Annotated in this window: 16 protein-coding genes; 8 read left to right on the forward strand and 8 right to left on the reverse strand. The window is 70.5% G+C overall.

All coding sequences use genetic code 11. From position 1 onward, the window contains the following. Window positions 1-372 precede the first annotated feature (372 nt). The 8 genes from Pflav_RS39605 to Pflav_RS39645 all read left to right on the forward strand — a co-directional run bounded on the left by Pflav_RS39605 (window position 373) and on the right by Pflav_RS39645 (window position 11959). On the forward strand, window positions 373-1032 hold the full coding sequence (locus tag Pflav_RS39605; protein ID WP_197938861.1) for a polysaccharide deacetylase family protein: 660 nt from the start codon (window positions 373-375) through the stop codon (window positions 1030-1032). Further along, window positions 1011-2183, forward strand: a complete 1173-nt coding sequence (locus Pflav_RS39610; protein WP_173041669.1) for a glycosyltransferase — start codon at window positions 1011-1013, stop codon at window positions 2181-2183. The genes Pflav_RS39605 and Pflav_RS39610 overlap by 22 nt, the downstream gene beginning before the upstream one ends. A 74-nt stretch (window positions 2184-2257) precedes the next feature. Next, a complete protein-coding gene (locus tag Pflav_RS39615; RefSeq protein WP_173041670.1) occupies window positions 2258-3307 on the forward strand; it encodes an LCP family protein in 1050 nt (349 codons plus the stop codon). 78 nt (window positions 3308-3385) lie between these two features. Beyond that, window positions 3386-4045 carry a class I SAM-dependent methyltransferase gene (locus tag Pflav_RS39620; RefSeq protein WP_173041671.1) on the forward strand — a complete coding sequence of 220 codons (660 nt, stop codon included), beginning with the start codon at window positions 3386-3388 and terminating at the stop codon, window positions 4043-4045. 471 nt (window positions 4046-4516) lie between these two features. Continuing rightward, window positions 4517-8335 (forward strand): DUF4082 domain-containing protein, encoded by a 3819-nt coding sequence (locus Pflav_RS39625; RefSeq protein WP_197938862.1) that lies wholly within the window; start codon window positions 4517-4519, stop codon window positions 8333-8335. A gap of 77 nt (window positions 8336-8412) precedes the next feature. Then, entirely contained in the window at window positions 8413-10461 is a 2049-nt protein-coding gene (locus tag Pflav_RS39635; RefSeq protein ID WP_173041672.1) for a lipopolysaccharide biosynthesis protein, read from the forward strand. 717 nt (window positions 10462-11178) lie between these two features. Next, on the forward strand, window positions 11179-11613 hold the full coding sequence (locus Pflav_RS39640) for an SRPBCC domain-containing protein (RefSeq protein ID WP_173041673.1): 435 nt from the start codon (window positions 11179-11181) through the stop codon (window positions 11611-11613). After that, the gene (locus Pflav_RS39645; RefSeq protein ID WP_173041674.1) at window positions 11600-11959 is read left to right on the forward strand and encodes an ArsR/SmtB family transcription factor; all 360 of its coding nucleotides are present in this window, start codon (window positions 11600-11602) and stop codon (window positions 11957-11959) included. Before Pflav_RS39640 ends, Pflav_RS39645 begins: the two co-directional genes overlap by 14 nt. Before the next feature lie 2 nt (window positions 11960-11961). On the opposite strand, the gene Pflav_RS39650 is transcribed toward Pflav_RS39645, so the two are convergent. From Pflav_RS39650 to Pflav_RS39685, 8 genes are all read right to left on the reverse strand, one after another. After that, window positions 11962-13194, reverse strand: coding sequence for a glycosyltransferase family 4 protein (locus Pflav_RS39650; protein WP_173041675.1), 1233 nt, complete (start codon window positions 13192-13194; stop codon window positions 11962-11964). 31 nt (window positions 13195-13225) lie between these two features. Next, entirely contained in the window at window positions 13226-14242 is a 1017-nt protein-coding gene (locus tag Pflav_RS39655; RefSeq protein WP_173041676.1) for a TolB family protein, read from the reverse strand. After that, entirely contained in the window at window positions 14239-15486 is a 1248-nt protein-coding gene (locus Pflav_RS39660; protein WP_197938863.1) for an MFS transporter, read from the reverse strand. Before Pflav_RS39660 ends, Pflav_RS39655 begins: the two co-directional genes overlap by 4 nt. A 12-nt stretch (window positions 15487-15498) precedes the next feature. After that, window positions 15499-16593: a DegT/DnrJ/EryC1/StrS family aminotransferase gene (locus Pflav_RS39665; RefSeq protein ID WP_173041677.1), complete on the reverse strand. Its 1095-nt coding sequence runs from the start codon at window positions 16591-16593 to the stop codon at window positions 15499-15501. Continuing rightward, window positions 16590-17270, reverse strand: a complete 681-nt coding sequence (locus tag Pflav_RS39670) for an acetyltransferase (protein ID WP_173041678.1) — start codon at window positions 17268-17270, stop codon at window positions 16590-16592. The genes Pflav_RS39665 and Pflav_RS39670 overlap by 4 nt, the downstream gene beginning before the upstream one ends. Further along, complete coding sequence (locus tag Pflav_RS39675; RefSeq protein WP_232072473.1) at window positions 17267-18403, reverse strand: DegT/DnrJ/EryC1/StrS family aminotransferase; 1137 nt, start codon at window positions 18401-18403, stop codon at window positions 17267-17269. Before Pflav_RS39675 ends, Pflav_RS39670 begins: the two co-directional genes overlap by 4 nt. Continuing rightward, the gene (locus tag Pflav_RS39680; protein WP_197938864.1) at window positions 18400-19266 is read right to left on the reverse strand and encodes an NAD-dependent epimerase/dehydratase family protein; all 867 of its coding nucleotides are present in this window, start codon (window positions 19264-19266) and stop codon (window positions 18400-18402) included. Before Pflav_RS39680 ends, Pflav_RS39675 begins: the two co-directional genes overlap by 4 nt. Window positions 19267-19374: 108 nt before the next feature. Then, window positions 19375-20454 (reverse strand): Gfo/Idh/MocA family protein, encoded by a 1080-nt coding sequence (locus Pflav_RS39685; RefSeq protein WP_173041679.1) that lies wholly within the window; start codon window positions 20452-20454, stop codon window positions 19375-19377. Window positions 20455-20727: the final 273 nt, after the last annotated feature.

Raw genomic sequence — 20727 nt, forward strand, 5'->3', positions numbered from 1 at the left:
AGCGCGAGCGCCACGACGCCACGCTCACCGGGAACCGGCCCGTCGAGCCACAGCCGGCCCCACGGGCGGTGCGCCACCGAGGCGGCGCCGCCGAAGGGTGCGACCGGAGCCGGTCCAGCACCCGGCGTCCCGCTCACCGCGAGCAGGTTGCGAATGAACTCCACGGTCTCTCCTCGGCACACGGGCCAGCCCCCACCGGCTTGCCGACTCTACCGGCGTCATGAACCCGCCACGCCGACGGATATCCGACTCGCCCGCCGCACTGAGCAGGGCGCGCATCCTTGTACCGTGACGCCGGTGAGGTCCCTTTCGACCACCGCGCGGCGGGCTGCGCGCCCTGCCGCGCGCGCACTAACCCGTCCGGTGGGCACGGTGCGGGCCGTCCGGACGGCACGTCCCGACATCGTGCTGACGTATGACGACGGTCCGGACCCCGACGGTACACCGGCCGTACTGGACGCCCTCGCCCGATTCGGTGCCACGGCAACGTTTTTCGTGCTGACCCGCCGCGCCCGGATACACACCGGGCTGCTGGCCGAGGTCGCCGCCGCGGGCCACGAGATCGCCCTGCACGGCATTGACCACACAAGACTCACCCGGCTCCCGCTTGACGAGGTGCGCCGCCGGATCCGCGACGGCAAGGCCGAGCTGGAGGATCTGGCCGGCACGCCGGTGCGCTGGTTCCGCGCGCCGTATGGTGCGCTGCTCCCGAAGCACTGGCTGGAGGTGCGCCGCGCCGGGCTCATGCCGGTCGCCTGGGGCCCGACGCCGCGCGACTGGGACAACGAGTCCGAGGAGCGGCTCGCCGAGGACGTGATGGCGAGCAGCGGCGCCGGCGAGATCGTCCTCGCCCACGACGGGTATGCGGGGGCGGAGGACAACGCGTTCGACGGCCCGGAGCCGGCGATCGACCGGGGCAAGCTGGCGAGCCTGATGCTGGAGGGTTACGCCGAGCGGGGACTTGTCGGCCGCAGCCTCGGCGCAGCCCTCGAGCACGGTACGGTCGCCAAGTGGGCGTGGTTCCTCCGGTGACCGCCGAGCCCTGGGTCGTCGTCTGCGCGGTCAACTCGTGGACCGGCACGGCGCGCACCGACCGGCACATCACCACCCAGCTGACGCGGTACGCGCGGGTGCTGTGGGTGGATCCGCCGGTCTCGGTGGTGACGCCGTCCGACTACCGGCACGGTGCCCCGCGCTCGCTGCGGCCCCGCCTTGTCGCGGAAGCGCCGCGGGTCACCCGGCTGGCCACGGTGGCGCAGCCGTTCCACACCCGGCGCGGGATCCGGCTGGCCACCCCGGCGCTCGTCCGGGCGCAGATCCGGTGGGCGCTGCGCCGCCTGGGGGTCCGGCCGGCGGCGGTGCTCGCGTTCTCCGCCAGCGACCTGCTCGGCCGGTGGGGCGACGACGTCGTCGACGTGCTCTACGCGACCGACGACTACCTTGCCGGCGCCGACCTCATGCAGATCGCCCCGGAGGACGTCGACCGGGAGGAGCGCGAGGCGCTGGCCCGCGCGGACCGGGTGATCGTGGTGTCCGAGGTGCTGGCCGAAAAGTGGCGGGCGCTGGGCGCCGACCCGGTCGTGGTGCCCGGTGGGGTGCGCGCGGATGCGTACACGGGTGTCGACTCCGCGCCACTGCCGGCCGACGTGGACCTGCCCGGCCCGGTCGCCGGCGTGGTGGGCCACCTGTCCGACCGCATCGACGTGCGGCTGCTGGAGGCGGTCGTCGAGGCGGGCTGCTCGCTGCTGATGGTCGGCTCGCGCGACGAGCGGTGGGCGGTGCGGGAGTTCGAGCGGCTCTGCGCCCACCCGCGCGTGGCGTACGTGGGACACCGCCCGTTCGCCGAGCTCCCGTCGTACCTGCGCCTCATCGACGTGGGGCTCACGCCCTACGTGGACACCGCCTTCAACCGCGCCTCGTTCCCGCTCAAGACACTTGAGTACCTCGCCGCCGGACGCCCGGTGGTGAGCACCGACCTGCCCGCGGTGCGGTGGCTCGACACCGACCTGATCCACATCGTCACCGACCCGGCCGCGTTCGGCGAGGCCGCGCTCAAGGTGGCGGCCGAGGCACGGATGCCGGAGCGGGTGAAGGCCCGGCAGGAGTTCGCGGCGGAGCACTCGTGGGCCAATCGGGCCGACCGGGTCGCGCGGGCCATCGGGTTCACCGTGACGGGCGACTGATCCTTCACTCAGTCAGGCGATACGCGGCATTCAGCTGATTCGCCCGGTACGCCACGCGCGTACCGTCGGTCGCCATGGCCGACCCGTCCCCACCTGGACCCGCACTCCTGGCGAATCTGGAGCCGGCGCCCGACGCGCCCCCGACTAGCCGGCGGCGCCGGTGGTGGCGCCTTGTCGCGCTGATCCTCGGGCTGGCGCTCGTGCTCGGCGCGGGCGGCACCGCCGGGGCGGCGTGGCTCTACACCCGGTCCGTCGACAAGAGCATCGAGCGGGTGGACGCGTTTGTGGGCGTGCCGGAGGAGGGCCGGCCGGAGAAGGTCGCCGGCAAGGCGCTGAACCTGCTCATCGTCGGTAGCGACTCGCGCGACCCGGAGGTGGCCGGCTCCCGCACCGACACGATCATCATGGCGCACGTGTCGGCGAGCCGGGAGGACGCCCAGTTCATCTCGATCCCTCGGGACACCTGGGTGGACATCCCGCGCTCCGCCGACGGCAAGTCGGGCGGGCGGAAGGCGAAAATCAACGCGGCCTTCGCCTGGGGCGGGGCGCCGCTGCTCGTACAGACGGTGGAGAAGTTCACCGGCGTGCGCGTCGACAACGTGATGATGGTCGACTTCGCCGGCTTCAAGGATGTGGTGGACGCGCTCGACGGCGTGGAGATCGCGGTGGACGAGGACTTCACCTCCGTCCACTCCAGCCGCGAGTTCGCGAAGGGCGACCAACACATGGACGGCGACACCGCCCTGGACTACGCGCGGCAGCGGTACCAGTTCGCGGACGGCGACTTCACCCGCATGCGGCACCAGCAGCAGCTCGTCCAGGCGATCATCGAGCGGGCCGCGGACCGGGGGCTGATGAAGGATCCGGCGCGCTTGAACAGCTTCATCCGGGCCACGGCCGACGCGGTGACTGTGGACAAGGGCATGAAGCTCTTCGACACCGTGTGGGGGCTGCGCGGGCTGCGGCCGGACGGCATGACGTTCATGACGAGCCCGTCCCGGGACACCGGCTGGGTGGGCGACCAGAGCGTGGTATTCGCCGACGAGGACGCGTCGGCGAGCCTGTACGAGGCGGTCCGCGAGGACGAGGTGACCGATTGGCTGATCGCGAACCCACAGGAGTGACCTAAACCGGCATCTGTGTCGGATAGCTGATCCGATCGGGCCTGCCGCCGCGCGCGAGGTGGCCACTACCCTCCCAGCGTGGGTCTACATTCCTTGCGCCGGCGCCTCGTCGACTCGCCGGACTCGTGGGGCGCGCGCCGCCGCGCCAAGCGGGCGCTCTGGTTGAGCGAGACGTTTCCCGACCTCGCCCAGATGTCCGTCCTCGACCTGGGCGGACGTGTCGACACCTGGGAGCGCGCGACCGTGCGCCCCAAGCACGTGCACGTGGTCAACCTCGAGCCGCTCCCCGGTGACCTGCCCGAGTGGGCCGAGCTCGACTACGGCGACGCGTGCGCGCTGCCCGAGCACATCGCCAAGCGCCGCTACGACCTCGTCTTCTCGAACTCGGTGATCGAGCACGTGGGTGGGCACGAGCGGCGGGTGCGTTTCGCCGAGTCGGTGCACACGCTGGCCGAGGCGCACTGGGTGCAGACGCCGTACCGGTTCTTCCCGATCGAGCCGCACTGGGTGGCGCCGGGCATGCAGTTTCTGCCCACCTCGCTGCGGACGACCGTGGCCCACCGGTGGCCGCTGTCGCACACCCCGGCCAAAGACCGCGCCACGGCGATGCAAAACGTGTTGTGGACCGAGTTGATCGACAAGACGCAGATGCGCCATTACTTTCCGCAGTCGACGATCCGGTCGGAGCGCTTCCTGGGGCTCACCAAGTCGATGATCGCCTACAAGCTGACCAGCTGATCGGCTGATCCATCGTGGACAGGGAGTGCACTTGTTGTATTTCCGTCATCACGGGCAGTGTCCGGGCGTAATGTTCCTGGCGATGTCGGTTTCCCGACAACCACCCTTGGTCAATTCGTCCCGAGGGTGCCTGATAAGTGTCGAAGCAAAGAGTTCGCGGGTCTGTATCAAATCCGAGGTCTACGCCTCTGACCTGGGCAAACGCCTACGGGCGCCGGGTCCCCGCCGGGTATGGCTGCGCGTTTTATCGATGGTTCTAGCTTGACCGCCCTTGGTCCTATGGCCAAACGGCCGAGGTGGTTCCGGCCGGCACGGCGTGGTGGGGGCCGCATCCGATAATTGTGCGGTTCTCGCAGCAGGGCTACCGTTTGCCCGCTGATCTTTGGGTCCGGGGGACGAAGATGAATCTTGTTCGGGCTCGCTGAGGGGCGACCGGTTGTGAATAGTGGGCAACAAGGCAGTGACGGCGTGATGAGCCGCGTGCTCAAGGGCGCCGCGGTGACCGCCGTGCGGGTCGCCGGCACGGGACGAAGGGCGCTGGACGGGTTCCTGGGCGGCCGTCTCATGCGGACCCGGGCACGCCGCCGGATGACGCTCGCCGCGGGCGCCGCGACGCTTTGCGTCGTCGCCGGTGGGCTTGTGGTGGTGCCGGCCGCGATGGCGGCCGCCGACCCGTGTGCCCCACTGATCAACCCGGTCGCGTGTGAAAACTCCAAGCCGGGCAACCCCTCCTCCGAGTGGGAGATCTGGGAGGCGGGCGAGGAGTCGATCCAGGGCTTCGCCACGGACATCAGCGTGAACGTCGGGCAGCAGATCAAGTTCAAGGTCAAGACCCCGGCGACCTCGTACCGGATCGACATCTACCGCCTGGGTTGGTATGGCGGCGACGGTGCCCGCAAGATCACCAGCTTCTCGCCCAGCGTCCCGCTCCCGCAGAACCAGCCGCCGTGCGTCACCGATCCCCAGACGGAGATCTACGACTGCGGTACCTGGGCTGTCTCAGCACAGTGGACGGTGCCCAGCACCACGGTGTCCGGCGTCTTCATCGCGAAGCTGACCCGCACCGACGCCGCCGGCAACGGTGACAGCAGCCACATCACGTTCGTGGTCCGTAACGACGCCAGCACGTCCGACCTGTTCTTCCAGACCTCGGACACGACCTGGCACGCGTACAACATGTACGGCGGCAGCAACTTCTACCACGGCGGCGACAACGGCCGGGCGTACAAGGTCAGCTACAACCGTCCGTTCGGCACGCGGGGCAACAACCCCGAGGACTTCCTCTTCAGCAACGAGTACCCGATGCTGCGCTTCATCGAGCGCAACGGGTACGACGTCAGCTACACCACCGGCATCGACTCCGACCGCCGGGGCAACCTCATCAAGAACCACCAGGTGTTCCTCTCGGTCGGCCACGACGAGTACTGGTCGGGCCAGCAGCGCGCCAACGTCGAGGCGGCCCGGGACGCGGGCGTCAACCTCGCGTTCTTCAGCGGCAACGAGATGTACTGGAAGACGCGGTACGAGAACAGCAAGGACGGTACGAACACGACGTACCGCACGCTGGTCTGCTACAAGGAGACCTGGTCCAACGACAAGATCGACCCGACCACCGAGTGGACCGGCACGTGGCGCGACCCGCGCTTCTCGCCGCCGTCCAACGGTGGCCGCCCAGAAAACGGGCTGACCGGTACGGCGTACATGTCGAACAACGTGGACCTGGCCATCCAGGTGCCGGCCGCGCAGGGCAAGAACCGGTTCTGGCGCAACACAAGCGCCGCCGGCCTCACCGGCACCCAGGTCGCCACGCTCGCGCCGCACACGGTCGGGTACGAGTCCGACGAGGACCTGGACAACGGCCACCGACCACCGGGCCTGATCCGGCTCTCCACCACCACAGGTGAGACGCCCGAGCTGTTGCGCGACTTCGGCAACACGGTCACCCCGGGCACGACCACCCACCACTTGACGCTGTACCGGGCAGCCAGCGGCGCGCTCGTCTTCTCCGCCGGCACGGTGCAGTGGGCGTGGGGCCTCGACGAGTACCACGACGGCACCGTCGAGCCGGTCGACCCGGCCATGCAGCAGAGCACGCTCAACCTCTTCGCCGATATGGGCGCCTTCCCCGGCACCCTGATGTCCGGCAAGCAGATGCCGAGCGCGTCGAGCGACGCGACCAAGCCGACCATCGCGATCACCTCGCCGGCCTCCGGTGCCTCGGTGGCCAACGGCAACCAGATCACGGTCTCCGGCTCCGCCGCCGACGTCGGTGGCGTGGTCGCGGGCGTCGAGGTCTCCACCGACGGTGGCGAGAGCTGGCACCCGGCCAACGGCACGACCTCCTGGTCGTACTCCTTCTACACGACCGGCGCGGGCACCCAGGCGATCCTGGCTCGGGCGATCGACGACACGGCCAACATCGGCCTGCCGGTCACCCGCACGATCACGCTGACCGGCGCGAGCACGATCTTCGGCAACCGGACGCCGACGACGGCGGCCGTGACCGACACCAGCGGGATGGAGCTAGGCGTCCGGTTCAAGGCGGACACCGACGGCTTCGTCACCGGCATCCGGTTCTACAAGGGCACCGGCAACGGCGGTACGCACACCGGCAGCCTGTGGAGCGCGAGTGGTTCGCGGATGGCGACGGCGACGTTCCAGAACGAGACCGCGACCGGCTGGCAGAAGGTGACGTTCGGCAACCCGGTGCCGGTGTTCGCGAATACCACCTACATCGCCTCGTACTTCGCCCCGCAGGGCCGGTACTCGGCGGACCAGGGCATGTTCACGATCGACGACTTCAAGGCGTTCCCGCTGCGGGGCCTGCGGTCGTCGTCCGCCGACGGCAACGGTGTCTTCAAGGAAGGCGCTGGCTTCCCCGGCGGCAGCTACAAGGACACCAACTACTGGGTCGACGTGACGTTCACGCCGAGCAACGCGGCGGCGCCGACGGTGCTCTCGGCCGTGCCGCTCGCCGAGTCGACGGACATCCCGGTCGACATCAAGCCGCAGGCGGTCTTCTCCAAGGCGATCAACCCGTCCTCGCTCCAGTTCACGCTGAAGAACGCGGCGAACGTCTCGGTGCCCGGCTCGGCCAGCTACAACGCCACCACCAAGACGGCGACGTTCACGCCGAACGCCAACCTGGCGCCGGAGATGCTCTACACGGTCGCCGTCTCCGCGGCCGACGGCAACGGAAACGGGATGGACTCGCCGCGCACGTGGACGTTCAGCACCGAGCTCGACCCGTCGGTGCAGCGACTGTTCCCGGACAGTGCGGTGCCGAACGACCCGAGTGTCAACGACAGCAACGGGGTCGAGCTGGGTGTGAAGTTCACGCCGCAGGTCAACGGCCAGGTCGTCGGCATCCGCTTCTACAAGGGTGGCGGCAACTCGGGTACGCACGTCGGCACGCTGTGGAACACCAGCGGTGGCCAGATCGCCCGAGTGACGTTCACCAACGAGGGTGGCAACGGCTGGCAGACCGCCCGGTTCTCCAGCCCGGCCAACGTGACGGCCGGCACCACGTACGTGGCGTCGTACCACGCGCCGAGCGGTCACTACGCGGCCTCGGGTAACTTCTTCACCTCGGCGTACAACCACGGGCAGATGACCGCACCCAGCGGCGTCAACGGTGTCTACAACTACTCGCCGACGCCGGCGTTCCCGCAGGACGCGTACAACTCCAGCAACTACTTTGTCGAGCCGATGTTCATCCCCGGCAGCGGCGGTGGTCCGAACCCGACGCCGTCGACGACCACCAGTCCCACGGGCCCGCCCGGACCGTCGCCGTCGCCGACCGAGGGGCAGTGGCCGACGGGTACGACGATCTTCAACGCCACCGACACCCCGCAGTCGAGCTCGTGGAACGACAACGACTCGATCGAGGTGGGCGCGAGGTTCCGGTCGGACGTCAACGGGAAGGTGACCGCGATCCGGTTCTACAAGGGCGCGGGCAACACCGGGGTACACACCGGCACGATCTGGTCGACCACCGGCCAGGTGCTGGGGAGCGCGGTATTCAGCAGCGAGTCCGTCTCGGGCTGGCAGACGGCCACGCTCACCACACCTGTCGACATCACGGCGAACGCGACCTATGTGGTCTCGTACCACACGACGACCGGACACTATGCGGTGACGGTCAACCAGTTTGGCGGCGCGAACTTTGACCGGCCGCCGCTGCACGTGCTTGCCTATGGAGGGGTCTACCAGTACGGCGCCGGCCAGGTGTACCCGGGCAACGGCACGGGACACAACTACTGGGTGGACGTGATCTTCCAGGCCAGCTGATCGGTAGTGCGACGGATCCGGCCGGGTCCCTTCACCGGGGCCCGGCCGGACGGTTTTGAACTGGGGAGAGTTCTTCGGTGAGCGATTCGCTGTTCGGCCGCGCGGGCAAGGCGCTCGGCTGGAGCTTCGCCTCCACCGCCCTCGGGCGGCTGAGCACGCTCGCGATCGGCATCGCGATCGCGCGGCTGCTGGGGCCGGAGGAGTTCGGCACGTTCGCGGTGGCCACGGTCGCACTGCTCGCCGTGCTGAGCTTCAACGAGCTTGGCGTGAGCCTCGCGATCGTACGGTGGCCGGGCGACCCGAAGGAGATCGCGCCGACCGTACTCACGATCTCCGTCATCTCCAGCATCATCGTCTACATTGGATGCTTCTTCGGCGCCCCGCTCTTCGCCAACGCGATGGGCGAGCCGGACGCCACCGGCGTGGTACGCCTGCTCTGCCTCAGCGTCATCATCGACGGCCTTGTCGCCACGCCCGCGGCCATGCTCCAGCGGGAGTTCCGGCAGGGGCGCAAGACCATCGTCGACCAGACCACCCACTGGCTCGGCTCGCTCACCTCGATCGCCTGCGCGTTCACCGGCATGGGCGCGATGAGCCTGGCGGTCGGCCGGCTCACCGGCGCGCTCGCCGGAGCGGTGCTCTTCATCGCGTTCGCCCCGCAGGCGATGCGCTTCGGCCTCAACCGCGAGAAGGCCAGGGCGCTGATGCGCTTCGGCCTGCCGCTCGCCGGGTCGAGCATCATCGTCTTCGCGGTCAACAACGTCGACCGCATCCTGGTCGGCGCCACGCTGGGCCCGGTCGCGCTCGGCTACTACGTGCTGGCCGCCAACCTCGCCGGCTGGCCGATCAACATCTTCTCCCAACCGGTCCGCGCGGTCGCCCCGGCCGCGCTCGCCCGCCTCCAGGGTGACAAACCGGCCATGCGCACGACATTCCTGTCCACCGCCGGCCTCCTCGCCGCCGCCACGCTGCCCGCCTGCGTGGTACTGGCCGCGGCCAGCGAGCCGCTCATCCGCCTGGTGTACGGCACGGTGTGGGAGCCCGCGGCCATGATCCTGCCGTGGCTCGCCCTCGTCGCCGCGGTGCGCATCCTCTTCGAGCTCGTCTACGACTACTTCGTGGTCCTGGCCAGCAGTCGCGTGGTGTTTACCGCGCAGCTCGCCTGGCTGATCGCCCTCATCCCGGCGCTGATCGCCGGTGCCGCCATCGCCGGCCTCCAGGGCGCCGGCGCGGCACAGCTGGGCGTGGCCCTCGTCGTGGTGCTGCCCATCTACCTGTACGAGCTACGCCGCAGCGGTATCGGCGCGGGCTCGCTCGCCGCTCGGCTGGCTCTGCCCGTGCTGGGCGCCGCGGTGGTCGGTGGCGTGGTCGCGGTGACCAGCCACCTGATCACCATCGACCTGCTCGCGCTGGCGGTGGCCGGCCTCGTGGGCGTGGCCGGGATGGGCGCATTGCTCTACCGCCTGCGCCACCTGATCGGCACCCTCCGCCGCATCGGCGCATCCGCCGATGCCGCCCCCGAGCCAGCCCCGGTCCCCACCCCGCGTGACCGTTGGGGTCCGCCCCGGCTATTCAAGAGACAGACGAGGGCTACCGCGACGTCCGCGGTGGTCCGGACCGCTGCTCCCGCGGCCTCACCCTCCGCGGTCCACAACCACCTGCCGGTACAGCTGACCGCGAGGCCGCAACCCGCGCGCCGCGCGGAGCCCGCGAACCTCGAACGCTCGTTTTCCCTTGACCTGCGCAACAGCCGGACGCCATTTGTTGGCCTGCTCCAACCCTTCTACACCGTTCAAGGAAGACCGGGTCTGCGCGGCCGCCATCACCAATTCCGTGCCTGCGGCATGCGGACAAGGTCAAGACCTCAAGCCCGAATGATCCCTCTAGAGATCTTTTGGGGTTGGGGTTTCGGGCTTGTCCACAAGCGACGCTTCGCGTCGATTGTTCGGCGATTTGTCCTATGCCCGAGGCTCAGATTGCCTGATGCCGGCTCGCGCGGCGCCCGCGAAGGCGTGGTTTCCCTTGATCGGTGGGTGGGGTTTGGAGCAGGCAAGCGATCGTGGTCCTTAGCTGTTGCTGTGGGCACAGCCAAGTACCACGATCCGTCGGACGGCTTCCACCTGTAGTACCGATCAAGGAAGCATGGTGCGTTTTGGGTGTGTTTGTCGGATCTCTAGAGATTTTTCGGAGTCGGGTCGATTGGGTCCGTCGACAAGGGTGGCTGTGGGCTCATTGCCTGATGAGAGATTTGGGCTACCGCGGCGTTCGTTGTGGCCGGGCCGCTGCTCCCGCAGCCTCGCCCTCCGCGGTCCGCAATCCATACCCGGGCTGGCGTCGCTGGCGATAAGGCCATTGCTGGCGGGCGTGATGCCGGGAGCTGGCGAGTCTTGTCGCATGTTTCCTTGGTCGCTGCGCGCTTTGACCTCACCGTGCCGATCAAGGTGAGGGTCGCGGGCGCCCGGCACCGTCGAGTGGGTGGCGTGGCCTTGATCGGTGGGTGCTCTGGTCGTCCGTGTCGAGAAATTGCCCCTCCAGGGGCAATTTCTCGACACGGACGCAGTGTGGTGGGGTGCTGTATGCGCCGATCGTGGGAAGTCTGCGGTCATGGCCTTGATCGGCGTCTTCGCGTGGAGGTCACGCGCCCACCACCGCAGAGCCGGCAGTGGAGGTCGGGGGTTTCGGCGAGCGCTAGCGAGCCGCCGACCGGAGCGGTGCCCGCGGGAGCATGCGGTCCGCAGCTGACGCGGACCGGGGTAGATCTGGCTTCTGCTCTCTGGGTTGACGCAACCAGATGATTGCTATAGCTTCAGTGGCAACTGAATGGTTGCTACAAGGAGGCGGACATGGCATTCCCCGATCGGATCGAGCGCACGCTCCAGCTGGCCCACCCACCGGAGCGGGTCTGGGCGGCGCTCACCACGGCCGACGGCCTGGGCACGTGGTTCGGACATCGCGCCGAGGTCGACCTGCGCGTCGGTGGCCAGGCGAAGCTCACGTGGGACAGTGGCGACACAGCCACCCTCATCATCGAGCGTCTCGAGCCGCCGCGTGTCTTCGGCTACACCTGGCCGGTCTACGGCCTCTCCGACAGCGATCCGCGACGTACCTACGTGGAGTTCACGCTGGAGGCCACCAGCACCGGCACGACGCTGACGATGGTCGAGAGCGGGTTCGCGCAGCTGCCGGACGCCGAGCACAAGGCGGCATTCGCCGGCAACACCGACGGCTGGACAAACGAGCTGGGCGAGCTTGTCACGTACCTCGATGGACAAGCCTGACCTTGAGGCGGTGGCGGAGGAGGTCTTCGCCGCCCTGGCCGACCCGAGCCGGCGAGGCATCCTCGCCGCGCTCGCGGCCGAGGGGCCGGCCACCGCGACGGACCTGGCCGCCCAGCTGCCGATCACCCGGCAGGCCATCGCCAAGCATCTCGCCCTGCTGTCCGAGGCGGGGCTGGTCGTGGCCGAGCCGGGGGAGCGGCGGCGGGTCCGCTACAGGCTGGACTCCGCGCCCATGAAGGTCGCCCAGCAGTTCCTCGCCGCGCTGGCCCGCGACTGGGACGGTCCGCTGGCCGCCCTGCGAGACAGGTTGGACGAGCCGCCGGACGGCCCTCGCGGCGGGACTTGACCCTACGGGTTGGACTTGATGGACGCGGCGGCGAGAGTGGGTGCGTTGAAGTCGTCGCGGGCGGCGCTCTTGCGCAGCGACTCGTAGCGTCGCCGGGTCTTGTGCGCCGCCAGCCCGGCCAGCGACCGCAGCCCGTCCCGGGCACCCGCACCGGCCGACTGCTTCACCGCCAGCGCCTGCTCGTAGATCTCCACCTGGAGGCGGGCAGCGCGCTGGAGGCTGAAACGCTCGACGACGAGCTCGCGGCCGTACTGGCCGAGCTTGGCCCGCTCGCCCGGGTCGGCGAGCAGGCGGCGAAGCACTGTCGTGAGGTCGTCCGCCGGTCCCACGCCGTACCAGCCCTGCTCCAGGAAGAGGTCGACGCTGTCCGGCGTCAGCAGGCGCCAGAAGCCCTCCTCGCCCTGCACCACGAGCGGCTTGCCGAAGGCGAGTGCCCGCAGCGCCGAGCCGCCCATACCGAGCATGATGTCGGCGGCCGCGTACGCCGGGCGGGGGTCGAGCAGCTCGCCGGTGAGCACGACTGCACGCCGCCCGGCGCGGGCGTTCGCGGCCTCCGCGCGTGCCTCGACGGTCTCGCGGGCCACGCCGTCGCCGGCGATGACCAGGCGCACTGGCTCGTGCTGCGCGAGCTCGCCCATGACGTCGATCGCCGTGAGGATGCCCTCCAGCTTGAGCTGCGGGGAGAGCCGGGTGACCGCGACGATGTCGACAAACCCCGGGCCGAGGCCGAACTGCTCGCGGAATTCGGCGGTGGGGTGGCCGGGCGCGTTCTGCACGACGTCGACCGGCGGCTCGATCAGGTGCACCGGGCCGGGGCGGCGGGCGGCGGTGTGGCGCTGGAGCGCGGCGGTGCCGACCACCAGGTGCATCGACGCGGGCAGGAATGGAGCCACCGCCATCGACATCACGGTGGCCACGGCGGCGGCGCGGCCACCGGGGTAGACGGCGGCGTTCGCCTCCAGGGCGGGCGGCCACTCGTACCCGTGCACGATGTCGAGGCCGCGGCTGCGGATCAGGCGCCGCAGCTTCGCCGTGACGCCCGGCGAGGGGCGGCGCCGGCGGTCGCTGACCGGCAGGTGTTCCATGCCCATCGCGGTGACCCGGTCGACGAGCGGGCCGGGCTCGCCGATGACGGCCACGTCGTGGCCCAGGTCGCGGACGGCCGCGGCCAGCTCGATCGCGTTGAGCTGGCTGCCACCGATGTGCATGCCGTGCGGGTAGACCAGGATCCTCACTGGACGCTCCACAGTAGACCGAACAAAATGGTCATCGCACCACCGCTGGGGACCACGCGTCGTGGATCAGCAGCTTCGGCGCGCCCGTGCCGTCGGCCGGTACGCTCCACACGTCGCTCGTGGCCGTGTCCGCACCCTCGCGCGGCAGGCCGTAGAGGACCGTCTTGTCGTCGAGCCAGACCGCCTGGTCGTCGACGCTGCGCTCCTCGGCGAGCACAGTCTCCTTGCCGCTGCGCAGGTCGTAAACGGCCAGCCGCCACTTGCCCGCGGGCAGGTCGCCGTGCTTCTTGAACGCGACCCGCGTGCCGTCGGGGGACAGCGACGGGCACTCCACGTCCTCGCGGATCGTGGTCACCCGCTTGGCCGACAGGCTCCCCTCCACCAGCCAGGTCTTCTTGCCCGAGGCCGCGGTGGCGTAGAAGCGGTCGTTGTCGGCGAAGGTGACGCCCCAGAGGTTCTTGTCGCGGGCGGCGAGCACCTTGCCGTCGACCACCAGCTCGAACTGCTCGATGTCGCCCACCACAGCGCCGTCCGTCTGGGACACCACCGTACGGGTGGAGAACTGGCCGGGCGACGCGTACGAGTCGCCGAAGACGAACGCTGTCGTGGCCACCAGCTGACCGTCCCGGGACAGCCGCGCGCGGCTCGGGATGCCGGCCAGCGGCAGGTCGTGGCTCGGCGCCCACTCCTGGTCGAGCAGCGTCGCCTTGTACGTGGTGACGAGCCCGCGCTCGGCGCTGAGGCAGATCGCGTCGACGGCGGTGGCGTACACCCGGTCACAGGCGGCCGGGGTCATCGCGCGCGGCCCGTCGGCGTTGGCCAGCGGGACGACCGCCACCCGCCCGTACGACTGGCCGAGCGCGGTGCTGCGGAAGACAAGGTGCGGCGCGGACCGCAGCGCGGTGAGGTCGTCGCGCACCGGCACCGGCGGGGCGTCCGCCACGGCCTGTGCCTGGGAGCGGCGCTCGTACAGCACGTACCCCGACGCGCCGAGGACGACGACGACGATGATGGCGACGAGCGCGTAGATCCGCGACTTGGTGTTCACGCTGAAACAGCCTTTCCCGAGACACCGCGCAACAGCCAGGCGGCGGCCGGGATGACGGCGGCGAGCGCGGCCGCGACCAGCAGGAGCGCGGTGCCACGGCCCGCGAACTGCCACAGTATGCCGAAGCCGAGCGAGGCCGCGAAGCGGGCGAGCGCCACCACCGTCTGCGCGGCCGCGATGCCGCTGCCCCGGGTCTCGGCCGGCACCAGCCGGCTGATCAGCGCGGGCAGCACGCCGTCGGTCGCCGCGTAGAACGTGCCGAGCAGCGCCAGCACCGCGAGCGTCGAGACAAGGCCGCCGGACGGGCGGGCGGCCAGCAGGTAGCCGGCAACCAGTGCGACGTGGCCGCCGATCAACACCCGGGCACGGCCCACCCGGTCGGCGAGGCGGCCGAACGGCACCGCCAGCGAGAGGTACACCGCGTTCGTGCCGATGTAAAGCAGCGGGAAGTAGAGCGCGGCGAAGTCGTCGCGGGCCTGGAGCGAGAGGTAGATGAAGCCGTCGCCCACCGTCACTAGACCGAGCAGGCCGGCCGCGAGGAGTGGCCGGCGAAGCTTCGGCCCGCTGATCTCGCGGGCCACCCGCCGCAGGCCGACGCGGGCCTTGCCCGCCGCGGTGCGCAGGTTGGGGACGAGCAGCAGGAGTACGGCGAAGCCAGCGGTCGCGAAGCCGAACGACACCACGAACACCGAGTCGTAGCTGCCCGGAACCGTCCACAGTAGAGCGAAGGCGACAAGTGGGCCGAGCGCCGCCCCGAACGTGTCCAGCGCCCGGTGTACGCCGAACGAGCGGCCCAGCGAGTCCGGATGCGAGGAGGCGGCGATGAGCGCGTCGCGGGGCGCGGTGCGCAACCCCTTGCCGAGCCGGTCTGCGGTGGTTACCGCCGTGATCGCGGCGAAGCCCTGCGCGGGCAGCATCGCGATGCGGCTGAGCGCGGAGACCCCGTACCCGAGTGCGGCCACCAGCTTGGGGTGCTCGCGGCGGTCCGCGGCGAACCCTCCGGCGATCCGGACGATCGCGCTCACGCCCTGGTAGATGCCATCCCAGAAGCCGTACGCCGCGGGGCTGAGGCCGACCACCGCGGTGAGGTACAGCGGCATGATCGACGCGACCATCTCCGAGGAGACGTCGGTGAGCAGGCTGACGACGCCGAGCAGGACGACCGTGGAGGAGACCCGCCGGACCACCGCACGACTAGCCGGCGGGGCGGCACCCGCCGGCTTGTCGCGCAGTGACACGTACACGGGACAGGGACCTTACCCGAGGGCGGCGGCCAGCTCGCGAACGACGGCCTCCTGCTGGTCGACCGTGATCTGCGGGTAGATGGGCAGCGACAGGATCTCGCCGGCCGCCTTCTCGGCCTGCGGGAAGGCGCCCTGGCCGAGGCCCAGCCCGGCGAACGCGCCGGTCAGGTGCACCGGTACCGGGTAGTGGATACCGGCACCGACCCCGGCCGCGTTGAGCTTGGCCAGCACCTCGTCCCGGCGAGGCACCCGGACGCAGTAGATGTGCCACACGTGCTCGTTGCCGTCGAGCGTCGCGGGGCGTACCACGTCGAGCCCGTCGAGCAGCGCGTCGTAGCGGGCGGCTGCCGCACGACGCGAGTCGTTCCAGTGGGCGAGGCGGGTCAGCTTGGCGCGCAGTACCACCGCCTGGAGCGCGTCGAGCCGGCTGTTGAAGCCGATGACGTCGTGCGCGTACTTCTTGAGCCCGCCGTGGCTGCCGATCGTGCGGACGGCCGTGGCCAGGTCGGCGTCGGCGCTGACGACCGCGCCCGCGTCGCCGTACGCCCCGAGGTTCTTGCCCGGGTAGAAGCTCGTGGCGGCGATGCCGTCGACGCCCGCGCCGCGCCCGTGCCGGGTAGCGCCCTGGCACTGCGCGGCATCCTCCACGATGGACACATCCTGGCCGGCCAGCCCCTCCCGGAGCCGCTCGACCTCGGCCAACTGGCCGTAGAGGTGTACCGGCACGATCGCCCGGGTGGCCGGCGTGACCGCGGCGAGCGCGGCGTCCACGTCGATCAGGTACGTCCGCGGGTCGCAGTCGACGAGCACCACCGTGCCGCCGGTACGGGCCACCGCCTCGGCGGTCGCGATGAACGTGTTGGCCGGCAGGATCACCTCGCTGCCCGGGCCGACACCGACCGCGCGCAGGGCGAGCTCGAGCGCGTCGGTGCCGTTGGCCACGCCCACGCAGTGCGGTACGCCACTGAACGCCGCGTACTCCTGCTCGAAGGCCGCGACCTCGGCGCCGCCGATGAACGCGGTGCCCGCGATGATCCGCTTGAAGCCGGCCTCGACTTCCTCGGCCACCTCGGCATGTGCGGCCGCGAGATCGACCAGAGGGATCATGGGGCTACTCCTGTCAGGTTGTTCAGGTGGTCAGCGTTGCGCAGCTTGCGGGCGGGGTTGCCCACCCAGATCTCGTCCGGTGGCACGTCGTCGAGGACGACCGAGCCCATCCCGACGAGCGAGCGGGCGCCGATCGTGACACCCTCGCGAACGAGTGCGCCGGAGCCGATGTACGTGCCGCGTTCGAGCAGCGCGCTGCCGCCGAGCCGGGCGCCGGACGCGATCGTCGCGAAGTCGCCGACCACGTCGTCGTGGGTCAGCACGGCCTGCGGCATGACCGCCACGTGCGCGCCGACCGTGACGTCGGCGGTGAGCACCACGCCGGCCAGCAACACCGAGCCCGGCCCGACCACGCTGCCCGAGCCAACCTGGGCGGTGGGGTGGACGACCGTCGCGTACCGCTCGGCGGGCAGCCCGAGCTTGCCCACGACCCGCTCGCGCGTGCCGTAGTGCCGCGGGTTGCCGATGCAGACGACCACAGCCGTCCCGGGCAGGTCGGCCAGGTGGTCGACGCCGCCGAGGATCGGCACGCCGGAGCGCTCGGTGCCGTGCAGAGCCGGGTCGTCGTCGAGGAAGCCGCGCAGCCGCCAGGTGGGGTGCACCTCGTTGATCGCGCGAACGACCGCCGCGGTCTCCCGGGCGAACCCGCCGGCACCGACGATGACCAGGTCTCTCACGAGCTCGCCAGCTTGCGGAGCAGGCCGACGATGTGCTCCTGGTCGTCCTCGGTGAGCCTGTGGTGCAGTGGCAGGATCAGCGAGTCGCGGGTGATTCGCTCGGTCGCCGGCAGGCTGACCGAGGTGACGTCCGCGTACGCCGGCTCCAGGTGGGCGGCCATGATGCCGCGCCGGGCCGAGACGCCGGCCGCGGCCAGCTCGGCCAGGACCTCGTCGCGCCCGACCGGGAACGACTCCAGCAGCACCCAGAAGGACTGGTAGTTCGTCTCGCCGTACGCCGGGTCGCGCACCGGCACAAGGCCGTCGATGTCGGCGAGCAGCTCCTGGTACCGCGCCGCCAGCTCGCGCCGCTGGGCGATCAGCCCGGCCATCCGGTCCAGCTGCACAAGGCCGACCGCGGCCTGGATGTCGGTCATGCGGTAGTTGTAGGCGGTCTCCAGGTAGGCCTCGAGTACCGGCTGGGCGCTCGCGTGGCGGTCGGCCGCCGAGACGTTCATGCCGTGCTCGCGCAGCCTGCGCAGCCGTACCGCCCAGTCGCCGTCGTCGACGGTGAGCATGCCGCCCTCGCCGGTGGTGATCACCTTGCGCGGGTGGAACGACCACGCGGCCAGCGTCGCGCCGGCGCCGACCGGCTTGCCGTACGCCGTCGAGCCGGCCGCACACGCCGCGTCCTCGACAAGCGCCACGCCCCACGACGTGGCTGCCTCCCGCAGGGCCACCACGTCGAACGGCACGCCGCCCTGGTGTACCGCGATCACGGCCCGGGTGCGCGGCGTACGCACGGCGTCGATGGTCTCCACCGTCAGGTTGCCGGTGGCCAGGTCGACGTCGGCGAAGACCGGGGTGGCGCCCACGTAACGCACGGCATTCGCGGTCGCGATGAACGACAGCGACGGGACGATCACCTCGTCGCCGGGGCCGACCTCCAGCAGCACGAGCGAGAGGTGCAGCGCGGTCGTGCAGGAGCTGACCGCGACGCCGTGGTCGGCGCCGACGAGCGCGGCGAACCGGCGCTCGAACTCGGCCACCCGCGGGCCCTGGGCGACCCAGCCGGATCGTACCGCCTCGGCCGCCGCCTGCGCCTCCTCCTCGCCCAGCATCGGGACCATCACAGGGATCTTGCGCTCGCTCATGCGGTGAGGCCCTTGCTCGCGCGCCACCAGTCGACGAGGCCCTGGAGGCCGTCGCGCAGGCTGATCTCGGCCTTGAAGCCGATCTCCTGGAGCGCCGTCGAGGTGTCGGCGAGGCGCCGGGTCACGCCGTTGACCGCGCGGGCCGGACCGTGCTCCGGCGCGAGGTCGGACTTCATGACCTCGCTGAGCGCGGCGGCCAGCTCCTTGAGGCTGGTCTCGGTACCGCTGGCCACGTTGTAGACGGTGTCGGTCACGTCGGCGCTGGCGGCCAGCACGTTGGCGCGGCCGATGTCGGCCACGTGCACGAAGTCCATCGTCTGGAGGCCGTCGCCGAGGATCAGCGGCGGCGTGCCGGACTCGATCCGCTCCATCCAGCGGATCAGCACCTCCGTGTACAGGCCGTAGATGTCCATCCGCGGGCCGTACACGTTGAAGTAGCGCAGAGCCACGTAGTCCAACCCGTACATGCTGTGGAAGCTGCGCAGCATGCCCTCGTTGAACGCCTTCGCCGCACCGTAGAAGGTGTCGTTGTTGTACGGGTGGTGGCGCTCGGTCGTCGGGAACTCCTCGGCCAGGCCGTACACGGAGGCGGACGACGAGGCGATCACCTTGCGCACCCGCTCGGCCGCGGCCGCCTCCAGCACGTTGAACGTGCCGTCGACGAGCACCTCGTTGGCCAGGCGCGGCTCCTCGGCGCACTGCGTGATCCGGATCGCGGCGAGGTGGAACACAAGGTCGGTGCCCTTGGTCAGCTCGTGCACGAGCGCGGCGTCCCGGATGTCGCCCTCGACGACCCGCACCGAGCCGTGCTCGAGCGCCCAGGCCAGGTTTTCCTTGCGGCCGCGCACGAAGTTGTCCAGCACGACGACGTCCGCCGCGCCCCGCGCACGAGCTCGTCCACCACGTGCGAGCCGATCGTGCCGGCACCGCCGGTGACCAGCGCTCGCGTGCCCTGGATCTCCACCCCGAAGTCACACTTCCTCCTCGTTGAACTGGACCATCGTGCCGCCGTTGGCGAGGCTGCGGGACGCCGCCTCGAGGATGCCGAGCACGCGCAGGCCGGCACGGCCGTCGGTCAGGGCCGGGGTGCCGGTGCGGATCGCTCGGGCGTACTCCTCGACCATGGTGCGGAGCGCCTCACGCTCGGTCAGGGCCGGGGCCACCATGTCGCCGGACCGGTACGAGATGAGCATGTCGCGCCGCAGCTCGTCGCCGATCTCGTCCGGCGCGGCCACGTCGACCCCGCGGTCGAAGATGGACAGGCGCTGCGAGGGGTTGAGGTCGTCCCACACCAGCGTCCGCTTCGACCCACCCACGATCGTGGTGCGGACCTTGACCGGAGACAGCCAGTTGACGTGGATGTGGGCGATCGCGCCGGTGCTGAGCTGGAGCGTGAGGTACGCCACGCAGGCCCGCCCCGCGCCGATGCCGTCCGCACCGTGGGCGGCGACCGCCACCGGACGCACGCCGGGCGGCAGCACGAAGTCGAGGATGGACAGGTCGTGCGGCGCCAGGTCCCACAGCACGTCGATGTCGCGCTGCACGAGGCCCAGGTTGATCCGCACCGAGTCGAAGAAGTGCACGTCGCCCAGCTCGCCGGCGTGCAGGAGCTCGCGGATGCGCAGCACCGCCGGCGTGTAGCAGTACGTGTGGTCGCACATGAGGGTCAGGCCGCGCTTGTCGGCCTCCTCGACAAGCTGGCGACCCTCCGCCCGGCTGGCCGCGAGCGGCTTCTCCACCAGCACGTGCTTGCCGGCGCGCAGGGCGGCCAGCGAGACAGGCAGGTGCGTACCGGCCGGTGTGGCGATCGCCACCGCCTGGACCTGGTCGTCGGCCAGTACCTCGTCGAGCTCCGCGGTGGTCTGGACGGTGGAGTACCCACCCAGCACCCGCTTCGCGCGGTCGACGTCCAGGTCGCACAGCCACCGGAGGCGGAAGGCGCTGGAGGACTGGAAGTTGCGTACGAGGTTGGGGCCCCAGTAGCCCGCTCCGATGACCGCGACACCGATGGGCTCTACCGGCGCGGTGGCCGGGACATGGGATGAGGTCACAGAAATCCCGATTCAGTCCGTATCGAGGTGGAATGTGCCGCCGACAACCCGTGCCACGGCAGGGCGGACTCAGATCCGCTCGGGCAGGCTATCGCCCTGCGAGAGAGCCGAACCAGCGAGTGACAGAAATCCGGCAGAGCTACGCGGATCACCTGTACCTTTGGTCCCACGGGTCCGCCCGACGGCCGGTCCCGGCCGCACCCTCGGTCGTTCCGATGGCACGTTCGGCCTGCTCATGCCCCACTGTCGGGCCGGAGGTAGCGCCGCGTCGGT

The sequence above is a fragment of the Phytohabitans flavus genome (genome assembly GCF_011764545.1).
GTDB classification, from domain to species: Bacteria; Actinomycetota; Actinomycetes; order Mycobacteriales; family Micromonosporaceae; genus Phytohabitans; species Phytohabitans flavus.